Raw genomic sequence first — 18,666 nt, 5'->3', positions numbered from 1 at the left:
CCGACCTGCAGACCCTCTTGGCGCGCTGGTCGGCCGCCGCCGCGATCCTGCAGCAGGGCAAGCCGGTCGGGACGGTGCAGCCCGGTGTCGACGTGCAGCCTCCCGTCGACACCGGGGAGGCCTACGGGCTGAGCCCGGCCAGCCTCACCGTCACGATCGGGCTGGGCCCGTCACTGTTCGGTGATCGATTCGGACTGGCCGCCCGGCGACCTGCCGTGTTCACCGACCTGCCGCCGCTGAACGGCGACAACCTGGATCCGCGCCTGCACGGCGGCGACCTGTCCGTGCAGGCGTGCGCCGACGATCCCCAGGTCTGCTACCACGCGGTGCGCAACCTGGCCCGCCTCGGCCGCAACATCGTCTCGCCGTTCTGGGCGGTGCTCGGGTTCGGTCGGGCCTCCGCCGGACCCGGCCAGCACACGCCACGAAACCTGTTGGGATTCAAGGACGGAACCCGCAACATCGCCACCGACGCCGAATACGACAAGTTTGTCTGGGTCGACAACAGCGACCAGCCCTGGATGAACGGGGGGACCTACCAAGTCGTCCGCAAGATCCGGATGTTGATGGAGACGTGGGACGTCGACCGGATCGGCAATCAGCAGAGGATCTTCGGGCGCACCAAAGAAGAAGGGGCGCCGCTGAGCGGCAAGCACGAGTTCGATACACCGGACTTCGCCGCCAAGGGCGCCGACGGCAACCCGCTCATCGATCCGATGTCCCACGTCGGCCTTGCCGCCCGGGAAAACAATGCCGGCATCATGATCCGCCGGCGGTCGTACAACTACACCGACGGCCTGGACGCCAACGGCCAACTCAACGCCGGTCTGCTGTTCGTCTCGTATCAAAAAGATCCCCAAGATTTTATTCGTCTGCAGAACCGCCTGGGTGCCCACGACCTGCTCAACGAATACATCCGCCACATCGGATCAGCTATCTTCGCGGTGCCGCCGGCGCCCGCTGAAGGCCACTACATCGGGCAAAACCTGTTCAGCTGAGCAAATCTCGTCGGCGGCCGACGGCCCGGCCGGGTCGCCACGTTTCACCCCCGTGACGTTTCGTGTCGGACCGGTAAATCAATCGCACCCGCCGTCACGCATCGGGGCCCGGCGCGCACTAACTCCGTGAACCCGCACAATCAGCGAGAAACGGAGAAGTCACATGACCGACGCGCTCGTCATCGACGCCGAAGGCCTGGACCGGCTGTCGTGTAACGCCAAAAGCAATCCCGAGACGGGCAGGAAGACGCTCAAAGCCAAGACCGTGTGCGAAGCGGGCTTTCGCAACATGACCTACGTCCGGGACCTGGCGCCGATGCTGGTGGGCGAGCCGCCCGCGCTGCTCGGCGACGACTCGGCGCCCAATCCCTCGGAGACCGCGTTGGCCGCGCTGGGTTCGTGCGTCTCGGTGGGCCTGCTGGCCAACGCGACGCACCGCGGGGTGACGCTGACCAAGATCGAGGTCGAGATGCAAGGCGACATCGACATTTCCGCGGTGTGGGGCGTGGGGGACACCCCGGAGGGCAAGTACCTGGGGTTCAGCGCCGTCCGCTGCACGGTGAGCCTGGCCGGTGACGCCGACGAAGCCACGCTGAAAGAGATCCACGACAACGCCATCGCCTGGTCGCCGGTGGTGAACACGTTTCGCAACCCGGTCACCGTCGACTCGACTCTGATCACCGGATAAGCACGCGACATGATGACGACCACGGACACAGCGGCCGGCCAGTTGGATGTCGAGCTGCTGGAAGACATTCGGGGGCACGCCGCGGCATTGGACCGCGGCGAGGGCCACTCCCGTCGCAGCTTCGCCGCGCTGGGGGAGGCGGGCCTGCTGGGCATTGGCGCCCCGGGCAACGTCGACGGCCGGCTTCCGGTGATGGCCGAGGTGATCCGATCGGTTTCCGGGGCCTGCATGAGCACGGGGTTCTCGTTGTGGGCGCATCGCATGACGGTCGAGTATCTGCTCACCGCCGCAACCGAATTCAGCAGTGCGGCGGTCGAGCCGCTCCTAGCGGGAGCGGTGCCGGGCGTCACCGGCATGGCCGCGGCGTTCAAGGAGGCGGCGGGCTGCGGCAGCGTGGAGTTGACCGCCACATCCGTGGCCGGCGGTTACCGGGTCTCCGGTCCGATCAGGTGGGCCAGCAACCTGTATCCCGACTCCACGATGGTGACCGCGGTGCGCACCGATACCGGCGAGAAGCTCATCGTCGCGCTGCCGCTGAACACGCCCGGGGTGAACGTGGGTGAGCATTTCGATCTGCTGGCCATGGGCAGTACCGCCTCGTCGTACCTGAACCTGGACGGCGCGCACGTTCCTGCCGGGCAGGTGCTGTCGCGCGACTTCGAGGGCTTCCTGCAGTCGGTGCGCCCGACATTCCTTGTCCTGCAATCCGCGATATGCCTGGGCCTGACCCGGACCGCCCTGGGCCAGGCTCGCCTGGGACTCGGCGGTGTCAACGCCGTGTTCAGCGACGACGTCGACCGCGTCGCGGACCAGCTGGTTACCGCCGAGGCCACCCTGGCGAAGCTGGCCGCGGCCGTCGGAGGGGCCGAGCCGCCCACCAAGAAGGAGTTGCTGTCGCTGCGCCTCGCCGCCGCCGAATTGTCCAGCGCCAGCGCCGACTTGGAGGTGCGGACCGCCGGCGGCAAAGGCTACGCGAGCCGAACACCGGCAAGCCGGCGCTATCGCGAGGCGGCGTTCATCCCCGTCCAGTCGCCGTCCGAAGGGCAGCTGCGCTGGGAACTGGCCAGATGCGTCTGAGCGCGGGTCGATGGTGACTCCGGTGGCGGTGCCGCCGGAGGGCACCGAGTCCGAATACCTGGTCGGCGGGGTTCCGCTGGCCAGCTTGGTGCGCGACTTTCACCGGCCGATGGTGAATTTCGCTCGCACCATGGTGGATTCGGCAACGGTCGCCGAAGAAGCCGTGCAGGAGGCGTGGGTGCAGGTGCTGCAGTCCTCGGACTCGTTTCAGGGGCGTTCGTCGGTGAGCACCTGGTTGTTCGGGATCGTCAAACACACCGCCTCCCGGCACCGGCGCAGGGAATCGCGGATCCGCCACCACGAGGTGCTGGCCGCCGACGGCGAGGGCGACGACCCGCTGTCGGGTCGCATGCATCCCGCCGGTCACCCCGACGCCGGCCACTGGAGCCTCCCGCCGTCGCGCCGCTTTCTCCCCGAAGACCGGACCGTCGAGAGCGAACTGCTCGGCTACGTGCGGTCGGCACTGGATGCGTTGCCCGAACGCCAACGGCAGCTGGTCATCCTGCGCGACATCGTCGGAACATCAGCCGACGAGGCGGCCGCGCTTCTCGAACTGACCGCCGAGGCGCAGCGGGCACTGCTTTACCGCGCCCGGGGAAATCTCAGAGCCGAATTGGAAAAGCGGTATCAGCGATGACCGTTCATGACAACGCAGTCCCCGCCATCGATTGCGTCGACTTCGTCCGCCTCGTCGACGATCTCGTCGACTCCGACCCCCAGCAGTGGGGACCGATCGTGGCCAAACACCTCGACGAATGCCCACCGTGCCTGGTTTATCTGCAACAGATGCTCGACCTCAAGATCCTGCTCAGCCACGTCTTCGACGGCGAGCAGCTCAGCGAGGATCACATTGCCGGTGTCATCAACGCGATCAACACCTTTAGGAAAGGCGAACCCCGATGACGATCAACGCTGAAGCGCCGCAGCTTCGAAGCGATGCTGTGGTTGCGGACAACGTGACCGTGTTGCCCTCTGGCGTCCGGGCCGACGCCGTGCCCGAGGATCCGTTCGAGCCACTGTCGGTGGGCGCCATGGTGGATCGGGTCGCGGCCATGGCAGTGGAAAAAGCCGCGCATCCCTGGGCATTCCTGATGCGCTCGCTGGTGGGCGGTGTGATGGTGGCCTTCGGAGCGCTGCTGGCCCTGGTGGTGAGCACCGGCGTCAAAACACCCGGTGTGGCAAGCCTTTTGATGGGGCTGGCCTTCGGCATGTCCTTCGTCTTGATCCTGGTGTCGGGCATGTCGCTGATCACCGCGGACATGGCCGCGGGCTTTCTCGCCGTGCTCAAGCGCACGCTGAGCCTGCGCGGCTATGTCGCGTTGGTGACCGTCGGACTCATCGGCAACATCGTCGGCGCGCTGGTGTTCGTCACGGTGTGCGCCGCGGCGGGCGGGCCTTACCTCGGCGCGTTCGCCGAACGAGCGGCCACCGTCGGCACGCTGAAGGCGGGCCAGCCCTTTTGGACGGCTCTGCTGCTGGCCGTGGTGTGCACGTGGTTCCTGCAGACCTCGATGTGCATGTACTTCAAGGCCCGCAGCGACGTCGCACGGATGGCGTTCGCGTTCTACGGGCCGTTCGCGTTCGTCATCGGCGGCACCCAGCACGTGATCGCCAATGTCGGATTCCTGGGTCTTCCCTTGCTGCTCAACCTCTTTCACCCGGTCGCGCCGCGCGGCGCGATCGGCTGGGGCTTCGGCCCGCACGGGCTGCTCACCAACATCGGGATCACCACCGTGGGTAATCTCATCGGCGGCACGGTATTCGTGGCGTTGCCGTTCTGGATCATCGCGCAGCTGCAGCGGCGCAAGGTCTAGGCGCGGCGCCGGGGACGGTTACCGCTGCGTCGCCAGACCGGCCACCGTTGCCACGGCGCGGACCGAGAAGGCGACATTCCTTCCCACGGCACCGTCGTCACCGGCCGCGCCGGGAGTGGTCCACCGCACCCGTGCGGTCCCGCTGACATGCAGAGCGGCGCCGGTGTCGAAATCGAGGAACAGCAAGGCGGCTTCGTCGTCGACAGCCAGATTGCCGTAGCTGTTGAACATATTGTTTCCCGGGAAATCCGGCCACCACAGCCGGTTCGGGGAGTCGATTCGGACGAATCCGGGTGGGCCGCCTCGGTGTGACGCATCGCTGCCGCGGGTGGGATGGGTGGTGCCCAGGAAGAACGTGTCGGACCTTGCAATCATTGCTTGATCCGCGGGACCGAGAAGCGTTGCGCGGCGGGGGTGTTTCGAAGGGGTAGCCAGACCGGCCACGTCGATCGCGCGGCGGTGAATGTATTTGGGGCAATTGCCATACGACTGGTCGATGCGCAGGGTCATGCTGGCGTGGTCGGCACCGACAAGTTCGCCGTTTATTCGTAGCCTGCGGCGGGTGGCGAAGTCGATGGCGATCAGCCCGACTTGTTGACCGGCCCGGATCTCGTGCAGGGGATCGCCGTCGCGGGGAGCGGACGACACATGCAAGACACCTGCTTGCCCGCGGAGAAATCCCGGTGGCGCGGCCAGCGGCGAGACCCAGAGGACGCCGTCGTGGTCGCGTCCGGTCAGTGCGGCGAACCCCTGCGACGCCAGGAAGCGTGCGGCGCCGTCAGACAGATCCGACGAGTCAAGCATGCTCTCGAGCCGCACGGCCTCGGCTTCGACACCCGCTCGGCGCTGCGTCGCGAGTTCGCCCTCGTGGAATCCCGTCGCGGCCATATCCGTCGTAACAACGGCACCGGGGCAAAGCTTCCTGGCGGTACGGGCGCCCTCGGTCAGGCCTTGCGGTCCCGCTCCACGTCTCGCGCATGGGGCGCGGACCGGGTTGCGGGTCGCAATGCCGCCAGCAGCGCTCCGGCGCCGAAGATCGCCGCGGTCAGCCACGGAAAGTGTCCGTCGGGGGCGAAGCCCGCGGCGGCGATCAGGGACAGGGCGTAGGCCGCCGCCGCGGCGCCGGCCAGCATCACCGGTTCGGTCCAGCGTTCGGTGAGCGGTACCCCGAGCGGCGGTAAGGGAGCCGCGAAAAGCCTTCGGGCCCACCACAACAGCATCATCTCGACCGCCGTCACGACGCTCAAGATGACCACCCATTCCAGCCGGGCCAGCCACCAGTGCGCGCTACCCTCGGGCGGCTGCGGCAAGAGTCCGGCCGGATAGCCGACGATCGCCACGATCACAACGGGGATCATGTGCCACAGGTAAAGCGCCATGATGTTGTTGTTGGCGACGGACAGGACGCGCTCGACACGCATGGCGCGCAGCGCACGGTTCAGCGCGGGCGTCAGTGCCATCGCAAGCCCCGTTTGGGCGCAGCCGAACGCCAACAGCGCCACGGTCGGAGGCGTCGTGTTGTCGATGGTCTGCCCGGGGACACCGATCATGCTGACCGGATAAACCTTGCGCCACACCAGCAACGCCAGGGCCACCGACGAGACGGCCGCCAGCAGAGCGGGTCTGCGGCCAGCCAATGACCCGCCGTGCCAAGCGATCCCGAGCTGATACAGGGCGCCCCAGCCCAACAGGTAGTTCACCCAATTCAGGTACGGCACATGGCCGGCGAGCCGGGCGACATCCACCGCCGCGACCGCCAAGACGAGTGCGGCCGGTACCAGCAGGCCCCAACGATGTTGTGCGGCAATGGCAATCGGCGTCAGCGACACGACAACCAGGTACACAGCCAGGAACCACAGGTGCATGGCCACCGCCCAGCCGGCGTACTCGAGCACCGAGCCCGCCACGCCGCAGAAACCCAGGGCAACGACCACCACCGACACCAGCGCCATGTACACCGCGGTCGGTCCGAGGACTCGCGCCAGCCGGTGCTGTATCCAGGTCCGCCGCGAAAGTCCCTCAGCGTCATGGCGGTGCGTCCAGGACACGGCGCCGGCATAACCGGCAACCAGGAAGAATGCCGGGACGGCCTGGAAGGGCCAGGTCAGCCACTGGGTCCAGGGCAGGTCGACGAGCGGGTTCTGCCGGCCGAACTGGCCGTCGTGATAGGTGACCGACCCTGCCAGCCAGTGTCCCAGCACGATGAGCACCACGCCGGACACGCGGTAGTAGTCGACCGCCAGATTGCGCGGCGGCCGCGTCGTGTTTGCGTGGCCCATCAGATCGGGGGAAGCTCGACGCGGTACACAGCGCCACGGTACCGTCCGGCCCCCAGCGGGGTCTGGCGCAGCCGCAGAACAGGAGACATCCCATGAAACAGGCTCAACTCGGCGGGTTGCAGGTCGGTCGCCTCGGCCTGGGTGCGATGGGCATGTCGGTGGCCTATGCGGTCGGCGGATTCGACGATGCGGAATCGGTCCGCACCGTGCATCGCGCCATCGACCTCGGTGTGACGCTGATCGACACGGCCGAGGTCTACGGCCCGTACGTCAACGAGGAACTGCTAGCCCGCGCGCTGCGGGGACGGCGCGATCAGGTGGTGCTGGCAACCAAATTCGGTCTGATCTCGCACACCGGTCGCGAGGGCCTGGACAGCAGCCCCGCCAACATCCGTATCGCCGTGGACGGTTCGCTGCGACGGTTGGCGACCGATCGCATCGACCTGTACTACCAGCACCGCCTCGACCGCCAGACGCCGATCGAAGAGACCGTCGGCGCTCTGGCCGAGCTGGTCGCCGCCGGGAAGGTCCGCCACATCGGCCTGTCGGAAGTCGGGGTGGATAGCATTCGCCGCGCGCACGCGGTGCACCCGATCACGGCGGTGCAGTCGGAGTACTCGCTGTGGACCCGCGATCAAGAGGACGAGATCTTGCCGGTGCTGCGCGAATTGGGCATCGGGTTCGTCGCCTACTCGCCCCTGGGCCGTGGCTTTCTCACCGGCGCAATCCGTTCCACGCACGAGCTGCCCGAGACAGACTACCGCAAGACCAACCCGCGGTTCTTCGACGAAAACTTCCAGCACAACCTGCGCTGCGCCGACGAGGTGCGCGATATCAGCGCGGACGTCGGCGCCACGCCGGCTCAGGTCGCCTTGGCATGGTTGTTGGCGAAAGGCCCTGATATCGTGCCCATTCCGGGCACCAAGCGGGTTACGCGTCTGGAAGAGAATGTCGGCGCCGACGCGATCGAGCTCACCGCCGATCAACTGGCCAGGCTCGATCGGCTCACCCCGCCCGCAGGGGGCCATCACGCCGAGGCGCAAATGGCGTGGATCGATCGCTAGCGGCGCCCCGTAGCCGCCGCACGGTGCGCGTCGCGTTAGTCGACGCTGGCCAATGCCGCTGGGCCGTAGGTTTTTTCGATCAGTGACCACGGGTCGGCGTAGGGGCCGCGTCCCTCCAGCCGGCGCTGCACAATCAAAACGGCCCGCAGCATCGGGCGTAGCACCGGGCCAAGCAGTCGCAGCACGATCCGCAGGTGGCCCTGCGATTCGGCCAGCCACGCTAGTGTCTGGCTCCAGTCGTGCTCTTGAAAGTCCAGCAGCGCTTGCGCTTCGGTGGTGTCGTACCAGCCGGTGAAGCTCCAGCCGCGGTCGTCGGCCGGGTCGCCCGGCAGGCCGGCCGAGGGGCCGAGCGGTCCCAGGCCGGCCGCGCGCATCAGGTCGTCCTGGAGGCCGTGCTGGAGCAGCACATACGTTTCGTTGCCGCCGATGAGCAGGGCCTTGCCGGAGATGGAGTCCTTGCGGTCGACGCCGTTGGCGAATGCCAGCGCCACGTCACGCGCATCCACCGCATGAATCCGGTTGTCGCTGGGCATCGAACGCATCAGGGTGAGGTAGTCGCCGTTGATACCGGCCTGCGTGTCCGGCGAGATGACGCCGGCAAGTCGGTAGAGCGCATACGGCAGGCCGCTGCCACGGATCGCCGCCTCGGCAAGGACTTTGTCCTGCCCGTATTGGTCGACGGGGTTCACCGGCGTGTCCGGCGTGATCCGCTCCGGCTGACGGTAGGGGTTGCGAGATCCATACACCGCGGCGCTGGACGCCATGAGGAACAGCGGCGGGCGTGGGAGCGCGGCGCAGGCGTTCAACAGGTTCTCGGTGCCACCGACATTGACGCGGCGGGCCAGTCCGGGATTGCGGTAGGACGGCGGGGACACGATAGCGGCCAGGTGAACGACGGCCCCGGGCTCATGAGTGGCGATGAGAGCGCTGACGGCCTCGGCATCCAGCAGGTCGGTGTACGCGGGTATCAACGTCCCCGGGTGCGCGCCGGCCGCGAGTTCTTTTTCGACGGCGACCGTGTTGTCGTTGCGCAGATCCATCGCGACCACGGTTCGGCCGCGATCCAGCAGGATCTGCGTGCAACGCTTACCGACTTGCCCGAAGGCGCCGGTGACCAAAACGGTGTCGACGGTCATGGGCGCGTCACCGATCCATCAGCCGTTCGGCGATCTTGCCGATCGCCGTGCGGAGTCGAGGGGAGACGTAGATCGAGAAGAACGGCGTCACGATGTCCTCGCGGAGTCGAGTTAGCTTGGAGCTCTTGATAAGCCACTGGCCGGCGATGATCTCATAGGTTTCGTGGTAGTGGCCGTAGCCGACCAAGGTTACCCCGGGCCCGAATCGTACGACGTCCTGCAGCGCCCAGATTCCACGTGCGGTCGTGGCCGAGGTGAGCTCGATTTCGGGGGTGTGCACCTGGTGAGCCGTGGGCTGTGTCGGGCGGCCGAGGGCCCGGCGGGTGAACGCCACGAACTCGTCGGCGCCCGCGATCAGCTTGCCACCGGCTTCGGAGGTGTCGCTGACGAAGTCGTCGGCGAAAATCGTCCGCCACGCCGCCCAGTCCTTGGTGTCCAGGTAGCGGCAGTAGCGCGCTTTGAGCTGCTTGATGGACTCGATCGCCGGCAGCGTCTCGACGATCAGGCCCTGCGCGCGCTCTGTCATAGCCGCTCGATCCCTTCCACAAGTGCCGACGCGTGACGTTTCACTGCCGAAGTGTAAACCCGTCAGCCCTTGAAGTAGACGATCTGATGGGTGGTCGCCAGCAGCCCGCCGTCGGCGGTCCACACGTGCGCGCTCTGGTCGAAATATCCGCGTGAAAAACGGTTGGCGTGAGCGGTGGCCAGCAGGAAGTCGCCCTTGACGGCGTCGAGTTGGGGCTGATCGGCGTGGAAATACGTCGTCAACGAGATGGTCCCGGACGGGACGAAGCCGCCGCGCCGCAGGAACACCCGCGGGTAGAAGATGTCGCACAGCGCGGCGAGTGCCGGGTAGTCGACCGGGCGTCCCGCGCCGTCGCGCACCCACAGGGTCGAGGTCGACGAGGGGCTGGCGTCCCCGCCTTTGCCGGGCATCGCGCCTTCGACGTAGCGCATGTCGTAGAGGCCGGTCCATCGGACGAGGCCCGGATCGACGGCGGGTAACTGTTCGGGTGGCGGCGCGCTCGGCGGGCGGCTCTCGGTGTCGGCCCAACTCTCTCGCCGGATCGCGAAGATCGCGGTCGCGGTCGTCTTGACCACGCCGTCCTGGCTCAGCTCGACGATCCAGTGCTGATTGGTGCGGTTGGTGCGCGGGGCCCGCAGCGCGAGGTCGAAGTCGCCGTCGGCGATGGGAGCGGCGTAGTTGACGGTCAGGGCCAGCGGTTCCCCGATGCGGTCGGGGTGTGTTTCGACCGCGCGCAGCATGGCGGCGGCCGTGATCCCGCCGAACGGCCCGACCATGTTGGCCCACTCCGGGTGCGTGCGGCCGCGCCGGAGGTCGGCCCCGATCCGGTCGAGCTGGAGGGCTTCGTCGAAGGGGTGCGTGTCGGTCATAGTGATCGACCGCAGATTACTTGCGCACAAAGCTGGTGCTGGATACGGGGTCGTGCCGGGCGGGCCGGGCGAGCACCATCCGTTGAGGTACGGTCCGGCAAGCGACAACCTCATCGAAAGGGGCCACGGTGGCGAACCCGAAGGACGGCGCCGCAGCCGCATCTCCCGCCGAGCTGATCGACGCCAGGATCAAGGATTTGGGGGATTGGCGCGGCGAAATGCTCGCTCGCATCAGGAAACTGATCAAAAAAGCCGACCCGCAAGTGGTCGAGGAGTGGAAGTGGCGGGGCGTTCCGGTCTGGTATCACGACGGGATGATCTGCACCGGCGAGACGTACAAGAACGTCGTCAAGATGACCTTCGCCAAGGGCGCGTCGCTGCCGGATCCCGCGGGTCTGTTCAATTCCAGCCTCGACGGCAACACCAGACGCGCCATCGATTTCCACGAGGGCGACGAGCTCGACGAGAAGGCGTTGACGGCGCTCATTCGCGCCGCGGTGAAGCTGAACGGTTCGTAGGACGCCGACCTATACAGCCGTGTGACGGTTGCTGTACAGTCGCCCAGCACAAGGTCGACGCTCGAATGAGAGGCCATCCGGTGACGTCCGAATCGGTCGAGGAATTCCGGAGCCGGGCCAGGGCCTGGCTGGCCGCGAACATGCCCCGACTCGATCCGGCCAAGGCCGCACAGCTGGAGCGAGATGAGCTGCCATCGTGGCGCCGGGCCCGAGAACTGCAAAAGCTGCAGTGGGACGGCGGATTCGCCGGGATCTGTTTCCCGCGCGAGTATGGCGGGCTCGGGCTGAGCTACGAGTACAAGAAGGCGTTCGACGCCGAATCCCAGGCCTACGAGACTCCGCTGCTGCTCAACGTGCCGTCCTTCGCCATCTGCTGCGCAACGATTCTCGATATGGGCAGCGAAGAGCAGAAGCGTCAGCACATTTCGGCCGCCCTGCGCGGTGACGAGGTGCTGGTGCAGCTGCTGTCCGAGCCGAGCGGGGGATCCGACCTGGCGGGCGTCATCACCCGCGCCGAGCGCCGCAACGGCCGGTGGATCATCAACGGCGCCAAGACCTGGAGCACGTGGGCCTTCGCCGCCGACTACGGCCTGTGCCTGGCACGGACCAACTGGGAGGTTCCCAAACACGACGGGCTGACGATGTTCCTGGTGCCGCTGCAGCATCCCGGAGTCACCATCAACCGCATCCGGCAGGTCAACGGCTCCATCGAAATCTGCGAGGAGTTCTTCGACGACGTCGACGTGGGCGACGACGCTGTGGTCGGAGAACCGGGCAAAGGGTGGGACGTCGCGTCGCGCCAGCTGTACCACGAGCGGCGCACGATGGGTGATGGCTCGGAGTACACCAGTGGGCCGGGAATCGCCGAGGCCCACGACGTCTCCGTCGACCTGGTCTCCCTGCTCGAAAAGACGGCCCAGGCCGGCAATCTACGACTTCAGGAGATGATCGGCCGGGCCCTGGTGCACCGGGCCGTGCACGGCCAACTCAGCGAGCACGTCTTTCACGCCGTCGCCGGCGGATCCCTGCCGCCGGCCGCGGGATCGATCATCCGGCTCTACATGGCCGAGGTGCATGACGTCGAGACCGATACCGCCTTGGCCGTCGCCGGCTCGGCGGCCGTGGTCGACGACGCCGGGCTGCTCGATATCGGGACGCGCTATCTGGGCCGTCAGACCGCCAGCATCGGCGGCGGTACCACCGAGATGGCGCGCAACGTGATCGGCGAGCGGGTGCTGAACTTCCCGCGCGAGCGCGCCGACGACCGCGGTGTGCCGTTCAATCAGGTGCGGCGCGGCAAAAGCTAGGGAGGAGAACGGAATTGAGCGGCCAACTTCGTGACATCCGGGAGTTGATGGGTGATTCCGACGCCTACCGCGAGGAACTGTACCGGCGTTGGACGGGCCTGCTGAGCTACCGCTACATCGGTCGCAAACACTCGGCGATGAATTTGGGCGAGACCGATGACACCGTCGCCATTCGCCGCGACATGCGCAACGACGCCGGCGGAATCATGGTGGCGCCGTTGGCCATATCCTCCCCGGAGGGCTGCCAGACCGACATGGTCGCGGTTCCCAATCCGGTGATTGCGTCGGTACAGATCGTCGACCCCGGATACGAGGTCACCAGGATCGAGATCGTCGGCTCGGGCATCGTGCACCAGGGCCGCACCATGGGTTACGGCCGCTGCACGATCGTCGACGCCGACAACCCCAGCCGGGTCATCGCCTTCAACGAGGGGCAGGGAGCGATCATCGGCATCCCGCCGGAAGGCCTGGACCGGATGGATGTTTCGGGCACCGAGCTGGTGGTCGAGGACTCACCCGATCTACCGCCGCTGTGGCAGGCCTTCGGCGCCAGCCGGCGCCAAGACGGCCACTGGATACTGCCCGAGCTCAGTACCGAACTCGCGTCGCCGGACGCCGCGCTGCACATCGGGCCCCAGCACGTCGTTCTCGAGACCGCGGCGATCGACCTCGCCGCGGAGGTGGCGGGAACGACAAAGCTGCAGGTGGTCAGCTGGCACGTGATGTTCATGTCCCGCGGCAAGGTGGGGCCCTTCCGGGTCGAGGGCACGGCACACCCCGGTGGATCCGGACGCGTCGGCGTGCGCATGCTGCTGCACGATGAGGGCAACGCCGACAAGGCGGTCACTTCCGCCGCGGCGGTTTTCGACATCGTCGGCTGAGCCGGGTTCGGCGCCCCTGGCCCCAGAGCTGGTTGCGAACGCCCGGGCGGATGGCGATAACCTTCCCGGAGACGCGAAGGAGCGTGTTGATCATGCAGGTTTCTATGTTCGGCCAACTGAGCGGATCGGGCGACCAATCGCCGATCGACGCGACGATCGCGAACCTCGCGATGCTGCGCGACGAGGGCTTCAAACGCGTGTGGATGAGCCAATTGCCTTATGAGCCAGACCTTCTCACCGTCGTGGCTATCGCGTTGCACGAGGTCGACACGATCGAGGTGGCCAGCGGTGTGGTGCCGATTCAGAATCAGCATCCGATGCTCATGGCGCAGCGCGCCCTCACGCTGAGCTTGGCCTCGGGTGGCCGGTTCACGCTCGGGCTCGGCATGACCCATCAGGCGGTCACCGAGGGGATGTGGGGCATCCCGTGGGACAAGCCGGTGCGCAGGCTGAACGAATACCTCGACGGCCTGTTGCCCCTGCTGGCCGGTGAACCCGCCGCCGCGGCCGGAGAAACGGTGACCACCCGCGGCGCGCTGATGATCTCGGGCGCACCCCGGCCCGACGTGTACATCGCGGCGCTGGGCCCGCAGCTGCTCAAGATCGCCGGGCGGCGCACGGCGGGCACCTGCACCTGGATGACGGGGCCCAGGACGTTGGCCGAGCATGTCGGCCCGACGCTGCGGCAGGCGGCCGCGGATGCGGGGCGCGAGGGGGAGGCGCGGGTCGCGGCGTCGCTACCCGTCAGCGTCACCGACGATGTCGACGCCGCCCGCAAGCAGGCGGCCGAACAGTTCGCCATCTACGGCCAGCTGCCGTCCTACCGCGCGATGCTCGACCGCGAGGGCTACGCGGGGCCGGAGGATGCCGCCATCATCGGCGACGAGGATACGGTCCGCGGCCGGCTCGACGAACTGCGTGCCGCGGGTGTCGACGAGTACGTCGCCGCGGCATTCGATCCGTCGCCGGAGGGCCGGGCACGCACGCGGGCGCTGCTGCGGGGGTACGACTCCTGACCCGACGGGCTCATCCGGCCTAGTTGTGGTGTGTCCGCGCCGTTTTGGCTATGGCCATACATAGCCTCCGGTACGTATGGTGCTTAGGCGAACCCACACGAGGAGGAGAAACGCAGTGGCAGAACGGTTGGCGGGAAAGGTCGCCCTGATCAGCGGCGGGGCCCGGGGGATGGGCGCATCGCACGTGCGGTCGCTGGTCGCCGAGGGAGCCAAGGTCGTCTTCGGGGACATCCTCGACGACGAGGGCAAGGCGGTCGCGTCCGAGGTCGGTGACTCCGCCCGCTACCTGCACCTCGACGTGACCAAGCCCGATGATTGGGATGCGGCGGTGGCCACCGCGCTGAGCGAGTTCGGCCGCCTCGATGTGCTGGTCAACAACGCCGGCATCATCAACATCGGCACCCTGGAGGATTACGCGCTCTCGGAGTGGCAGCGGATCCTCGACATCAATCTGACGGGCGTGTTCCTCGGCATCCGCGCCGTCGTGAAACCCATGAAGGAAGCGGGCCGCGGATCGATCATCAACATCTCTTCGATCGAAGGCATGGCCGGCACCATCGCCTGCCACGGTTACACCGCAACCAAATTCGCCGTGCGGGGCTTGACCAAGTCGGCGGCACTCGAGTTGGGTCCGAGCGGAATCCGGGTCAACTCAATTCACCCCGGACTCATCAAGACCCCGATGACCGATTGGGTTCCCGACGACATCTTCCAGACCGCGCTGGGCCGGGCGGCCCAGCCCGTCGAGGTCTCCAACCTCGTTGTCTATTTGGCCAGCGACGAGTCGAGCTACTCCACGGGCTCGGAGTTCGTCGTGGACGGCGGGACCACCGCCGGCCTGGGCCACAAGGACTTCTCCAACGTCGAGACCGACGCTCAGCCGGATTGGGTCACCTAGCGGCGGTAACCAATTCGGCGTCCTTGGCCGGCTTGGGCCAGGGCGATGGAACCGGGCGCTGGCGCACCCGTTGCGGCCACCAGAACCACTTGCCCAGCAGCGCGGCGATGGACGGTGTCATCAACGACCGCACGATCAAGGTGTCGAAGAGCAGACCCAGTCCGATCGTGGTGCCGACCTGGCCGATGACCGTCAGCTCGCTGACCGCCATGGTCATCATCGTGAAGGCGAACACCAGCCCCGCCGACGTCACCACCGAACCGGTGCCGCCCATTGACCGGATGATGCCGGTGTTCAGGCCGGCGTGAATCTCTTCCTTGAACCTCGCGACCAGCAGCAGGTTGTAGTCGGCGCCCACGGCCAGCAGGATGATTACCGACATCGCCAGCACCATCCAGTGCAGCTCGATGCCGACGAGGTGCTGCCAGATGAGCACTGAAAGCCCGAAGGACGCGCCGAGCGAGAGCAAGACGGTTCCCACGATGACCGCCGACGCCACCACCCCCCGTGTGATGAGCAACATGATGATGAAGATCAGGCACAGCGAAGCGATCCCGGCGATCAACAGGTCGTAGGTGTTGCCGTCGCTGAGATCCTTATAGATCGACGCGGTGCCCGCGAGGTAGATCTTGGAGCCCTCCAGCGGAGTGCCCTTCAGTGCTTCGTAGGCTGCCTTCTTGATCGCCCCGATGTGCGAAATGCCTTCCGGCGACATCGGATCGCCGTCATGGCTGATGATGAACCGCACGGCGTGCCCGTCAGGGGAGATGAAGTTCTTCATGCCCTTCTTGAACTCTTTGTTATTGAAGGTCTCCGGGGGCAGGTAGAACGAGTCGTCGTTCTTCGAGGCATCGAACGCCTTGCCCATGGCACTGGAGTTCTTCTGCGCCTCTTTCTGCTGGTCCTGTAGCCCCTTTTGGGTCGAATACATGGTCAGCATCGTCGTTTTCATCGCCTTCATGTTCTCGAGCATGGAAGGCATCAGCGCCACCATCTGAGGCATCAGGGTGTCGAGATGATCCATGATCGGCAGCAGGCTCTGGATGTCGTCGGTCATCGTGTCGATGCCGTCCAGGCCGTCGAAGACCGAGCGAAGCGACCAGCAGACGGGGATGTCATAGCAGTGCTTTTCCCAGTAGAGGTAGCTGCGGATCGGGCGGAAGAAGTCCTCGAAATCGGCCATGTGGTCGCGCAATTCATTGATGTCGATGGTCATGTCATGCATCTTTTTCACCATCACATGCATGTCGTTGGCCATCTGCGCGGTGATGCTCGACATCTTCTCCATGCTGTCGATGGTCGTCTGCATCATGTCGGCCTGGTGCAGCATGTCGGCCATCTGATCTTCTTGATACTTCTGGTTCATCTGCTGGCTGACGCCCTGCATGCTGATCTGGAAAGGAATCGATGTGTGCTCGATCGGCGTGCCCTGCGGACGGGTGATCGCCTGCACGCGCCCGATCCCCGGGACCCGGAAGATGGTCTTGGCGATCTTGTCGATCACCAGGAAATCCGCCGAGTTGCGCAGGTCGTGGTCACTTTCGATCATCAGCACCTCGGGATTCATCCGCGCCTGCGAGAAGTGCCGGTCCGCGGCCGCATAGCCCTCGTTGGCTGGCAGGTCCGTCGGTAAGTATTTGCGGTCGTTGTAGTTGGTGCGGTAGCCCGGCAGGGTCAGCAAGCCCACCAGCGCGACCCCGATCGTCAGCACCAGGATCGGACCGGGCCAGCGGACGACCAGCGCGCCGATCTTGCGCCATCCGCGAATCCGTTGCGTGCGTTTGGGTTCGAGGGTCTTGCCGAAACGCGTGGCCACCGCGATGACGGCCGCACCGAGCGTCAGGGCCGCTGCGACCACGACCACCATGCCGATGGCTAGCGGAATGCCCAGCGTCTGGAAATACGGCAGGTTGGTGAAGTGCAGGCAGAATGTAGCGCCGGCGATGGTCAAGCCAGACCCGAGCACCACGTGGGCGGTGCCCTTATACATGGTGTAATACGCCTCTTCGCGGGTCTCGCCGATGGCGCGGGCTTCCTGATAGCGGCCTATCAAGAAGATCGCGTAGTCGGTGGCGGCCGCGATCCCCAAGGTGACCAACAAGTTCGTGGCGAACGTGGAGAGCCCGATGAGCTTGAAATGGCCCAGGAACGCGACCATTCCGCGCGCGGCCGACAGCTCGAGCACCACCATCACCAGCGTGAGCAAAACGGTGACGACCGATCGATAGACCAACAGCAACATGCCGATGATCACGGTGAACGTGGCGGCCGTGATCAGCTGCATGCTGCGGTCGCCGGCCTCGTGCTGGTCCGCTGACAGTGCTGCGGGTCCCGTCACGTAGGCCTTCACCCCTTTGGGTGGGGGCACGCTCTTGACGATGTTTTGGACGGATTCCACCGACTCGTTGGCCAAGGCCTCGCCTTGGTTACCGGCGAGGTAGACCTGGACGTAGGCGGCCTTGCCGTCGTTGCTCTGCGCGCCCGCTCCGGTCAGTGGATCGCTCCACATATCCTGGACGTGTTCAACGTGTTTCGTGTCGGCGTCGAGCTTCTTGACGATCAAGTCGTAGTAGGCGTGCGCATCCGCCCCCAAGGGATTCTGGCCCTCGAGGACGATCATGACCGAGCTGTTTGACTTGTACTCGTTGAACACCGCGCCCATGCGCTTGGTCGCGACCACCGACTGCGCGTCGTCGGGGGCCATCGACACCGAGCGCATCTTGCCGACCTCCTCCAGCTGGGGGACGGAGACGTTGAGCACCGCGATGATCGCGATCCAGCCCAAGATGATCGGCACGGCGAGCGTCCGGATGAGCCGGGGGATCTTGTCTCGCACGGGTTCGTCGACGACGGGAATGGTGTCGGTACGGGCGTCGTTTAGCGTTGTGCTCATGCGGATTTCACCATGCAAAAGGTCAGGGCGTGCACGCCGTGGGTAAGGTTCTCGTCCTTGACTTCGTCATCGATGGTGATGCGGCAACCCAGGGAGTTGCCGTCGCTTTGCGCTGACAGGTTCGGAAAGACCGAGGGCGCGGTGGTGCTCAAGACCAGCGTCCATGGCAGCGGCGCGCCGTCGACGCGCCTGGGGTCGGCGGACAGGTCCAAGTAGTTCACGTTGGCCTGGCTGGCCGAGCCGAATACCTCGTACTTGACTACCTTGGGTTTGAACGGCTTCGAGTCATCGAGTCGCGGGCTGGTCATGATGCCCGTGTCGTGCGCGCCGAAGAACGACTTGACCCGAACGACGGCAAACCCGCCGACCAGCACGACCGCCACGATCAACAGCGGCAACCAGGCGTTGCGCACAAGTCTCGATATCTGCACCTAGGTGACCCTTCCCCGGCACGCGGTGGTGACGTGGATCAGCGTTTGCGCGACCGGAGGTCGTGGGCAGGTGAGTGCCCACAAGTCGCATCGCTCAACAACGAATTACGTCGATTGCTACGGTTCGCGCGCGCTGGAGCGTCAAACGCGGTGAATGCTGCCCACCCACACCGGTTGACGTCCCCGGCGTCGATACCCGGCTCGCCTTGTTGCTGAAGCCTCCCCGCGTACCGCCACCAGCGCATAGTACATGATGTGCATATCTTGCAGT

The 18,666-nt window shown here is 66.1% G+C and carries 19 protein-coding genes; 12 read left to right on the top strand and 7 right to left on the bottom strand.

Translation table 11 applies throughout. The features are described from left to right. From A5659_RS07730 to A5659_RS07705, 6 genes are all read left to right on the top strand, one after another. Nucleotides 1-998 (top strand): Dyp-type peroxidase (locus A5659_RS07730; RefSeq protein ID WP_067180224.1); only part of this gene is annotated, 998 nt, incomplete at its 5' end. Nucleotides 999-1,161: 163 nt separating this feature from the next. Further along, nucleotides 1,162-1,686 (top strand): OsmC family protein, encoded by a 525-nt coding sequence (locus A5659_RS07725; protein WP_066862873.1) that lies wholly within the window; start codon nt 1,162-1,164, stop codon nt 1,684-1,686. Between the two features lie 9 nt (nt 1,687-1,695). Continuing rightward, nucleotides 1,696-2,763, top strand: a complete 1,068-nt coding sequence (locus A5659_RS07720) for an acyl-CoA dehydrogenase family protein (protein WP_067180215.1) — start codon at nt 1,696-1,698, stop codon at nt 2,761-2,763. A gap of 10 nt (nt 2,764-2,773) precedes the next feature. Then, nucleotides 2,774-3,400, top strand: coding sequence for an RNA polymerase sigma factor (locus A5659_RS07715; protein ID WP_066862879.1), 627 nt, complete (start codon nt 2,774-2,776; stop codon nt 3,398-3,400). After that, entirely contained in the window at nt 3,397-3,666 is a 270-nt protein-coding gene (locus A5659_RS07710; protein WP_066862882.1) for a hypothetical protein, read from the top strand. Before A5659_RS07715 ends, A5659_RS07710 begins: the two co-directional genes overlap by 4 nt. Continuing rightward, complete coding sequence (locus tag A5659_RS07705; protein ID WP_067180212.1) at nt 3,663-4,577, top strand: formate/nitrite transporter family protein; 915 nt, start codon at nt 3,663-3,665, stop codon at nt 4,575-4,577. The genes A5659_RS07710 and A5659_RS07705 overlap by 4 nt, the downstream gene beginning before the upstream one ends. Before the next feature lie 18 nt (nt 4,578-4,595). On the opposite strand, the gene A5659_RS07700 is transcribed toward A5659_RS07705, so the two are convergent. Then, nucleotides 4,596-5,465, bottom strand: a complete 870-nt coding sequence (locus tag A5659_RS07700) for a pyridoxamine 5'-phosphate oxidase family protein (RefSeq protein ID WP_067180209.1) — start codon at nt 5,463-5,465, stop codon at nt 4,596-4,598. Nucleotides 5,466-5,521: 56 nt separating this feature from the next. Then, nucleotides 5,522-6,856, bottom strand: coding sequence for an acyltransferase (locus tag A5659_RS07695; protein WP_067180206.1), 1,335 nt, complete (start codon nt 6,854-6,856; stop codon nt 5,522-5,524). Nucleotides 6,857-6,948: 92 nt separating this feature from the next. Between A5659_RS07695 and A5659_RS07690 the strand changes: the two genes are divergently transcribed. After that, nucleotides 6,949-7,920: an aldo/keto reductase gene (locus A5659_RS07690; protein ID WP_067180203.1), complete on the top strand. Its 972-nt coding sequence runs from the start codon at nt 6,949-6,951 to the stop codon at nt 7,918-7,920. A 35-nt stretch (nt 7,921-7,955) separates the two neighbouring features. Here A5659_RS07690 and A5659_RS07685 read toward each other — a convergent pair whose 3' ends face one another. The 3 genes from A5659_RS07685 to A5659_RS07675 all read right to left on the bottom strand — a co-directional run bounded on the left by A5659_RS07685 (nt 7,956) and on the right by A5659_RS07675 (nt 10,451). Beyond that, on the bottom strand, nt 7,956-9,056 hold the full coding sequence (locus tag A5659_RS07685; protein WP_067180200.1) for an NAD(P)-dependent oxidoreductase: 1,101 nt from the start codon (nt 9,054-9,056) through the stop codon (nt 7,956-7,958). Between the two features lie 7 nt (nt 9,057-9,063). Next, nucleotides 9,064-9,582 (bottom strand): nuclear transport factor 2 family protein, encoded by a 519-nt coding sequence (locus tag A5659_RS07680; RefSeq protein WP_067180198.1) that lies wholly within the window; start codon nt 9,580-9,582, stop codon nt 9,064-9,066. A gap of 62 nt (nt 9,583-9,644) precedes the next feature. Further along, nucleotides 9,645-10,451 carry an acyl-CoA thioesterase II gene (locus tag A5659_RS07675; RefSeq protein ID WP_067180194.1) on the bottom strand — a complete coding sequence of 269 codons (807 nt, stop codon included), beginning with the start codon at nt 10,449-10,451 and terminating at the stop codon, nt 9,645-9,647. 128 nt (nt 10,452-10,579) lie between these two features. On the opposite strand from A5659_RS07675, the gene A5659_RS07670 reads away from it, so the two are divergent. The 5 genes from A5659_RS07670 to A5659_RS07650 all read left to right on the top strand — a co-directional run bounded on the left by A5659_RS07670 (nt 10,580) and on the right by A5659_RS07650 (nt 15,071). Continuing rightward, a complete protein-coding gene (locus A5659_RS07670; RefSeq protein WP_066862906.1) occupies nt 10,580-10,969 on the top strand; it encodes a DUF1801 domain-containing protein in 390 nt (129 codons plus the stop codon). A gap of 80 nt (nt 10,970-11,049) precedes the next feature. After that, nucleotides 11,050-12,276 carry an acyl-CoA dehydrogenase family protein gene (locus A5659_RS07665; RefSeq protein ID WP_067180191.1) on the top strand — a complete coding sequence of 409 codons (1,227 nt, stop codon included), beginning with the start codon at nt 11,050-11,052 and terminating at the stop codon, nt 12,274-12,276. A 14-nt stretch (nt 12,277-12,290) separates the two neighbouring features. Beyond that, a complete protein-coding gene (locus A5659_RS07660; RefSeq protein ID WP_067180188.1) occupies nt 12,291-13,157 on the top strand; it encodes a hypothetical protein in 867 nt (288 codons plus the stop codon). Nucleotides 13,158-13,249: 92 nt separating this feature from the next. Continuing rightward, nucleotides 13,250-14,173: a TIGR03564 family F420-dependent LLM class oxidoreductase gene (locus tag A5659_RS07655; protein ID WP_067180185.1), complete on the top strand. Its 924-nt coding sequence runs from the start codon at nt 13,250-13,252 to the stop codon at nt 14,171-14,173. A 115-nt stretch (nt 14,174-14,288) separates the two neighbouring features. Further along, nucleotides 14,289-15,071, top strand: a complete 783-nt coding sequence (locus A5659_RS07650) for an SDR family oxidoreductase (protein ID WP_067022865.1) — start codon at nt 14,289-14,291, stop codon at nt 15,069-15,071. Here the strand turns inward: A5659_RS07650 and A5659_RS07645 are convergent. Beyond that, nucleotides 15,064-17,964, bottom strand: a complete 2,901-nt coding sequence (locus tag A5659_RS07645) for an RND family transporter (RefSeq protein WP_067022868.1) — start codon at nt 17,962-17,964, stop codon at nt 15,064-15,066. The two genes, A5659_RS07650 and A5659_RS07645, sit on opposite strands and share 8 nt — an antisense overlap. Next, nucleotides 17,961-18,395 (bottom strand): MmpS family transport accessory protein, encoded by a 435-nt coding sequence (locus A5659_RS07640; protein ID WP_276310495.1) that lies wholly within the window; start codon nt 18,393-18,395, stop codon nt 17,961-17,963. The genes A5659_RS07645 and A5659_RS07640 overlap by 4 nt, the downstream gene beginning before the upstream one ends. Nucleotides 18,396-18,666 lie beyond the last annotated feature (271 nt).

It is taken from the genome of Mycobacterium sp. 1165196.3, from assembly GCF_001673415.1.
Classification (GTDB): Bacteria; Actinomycetota; Actinomycetes; order Mycobacteriales; family Mycobacteriaceae; genus Mycobacterium; species Mycobacterium europaeum_A.
The sequence above is the reverse complement of the archived record's forward strand: the minus strand, read 5'-3'. Positions and strand labels throughout refer to the sequence as shown.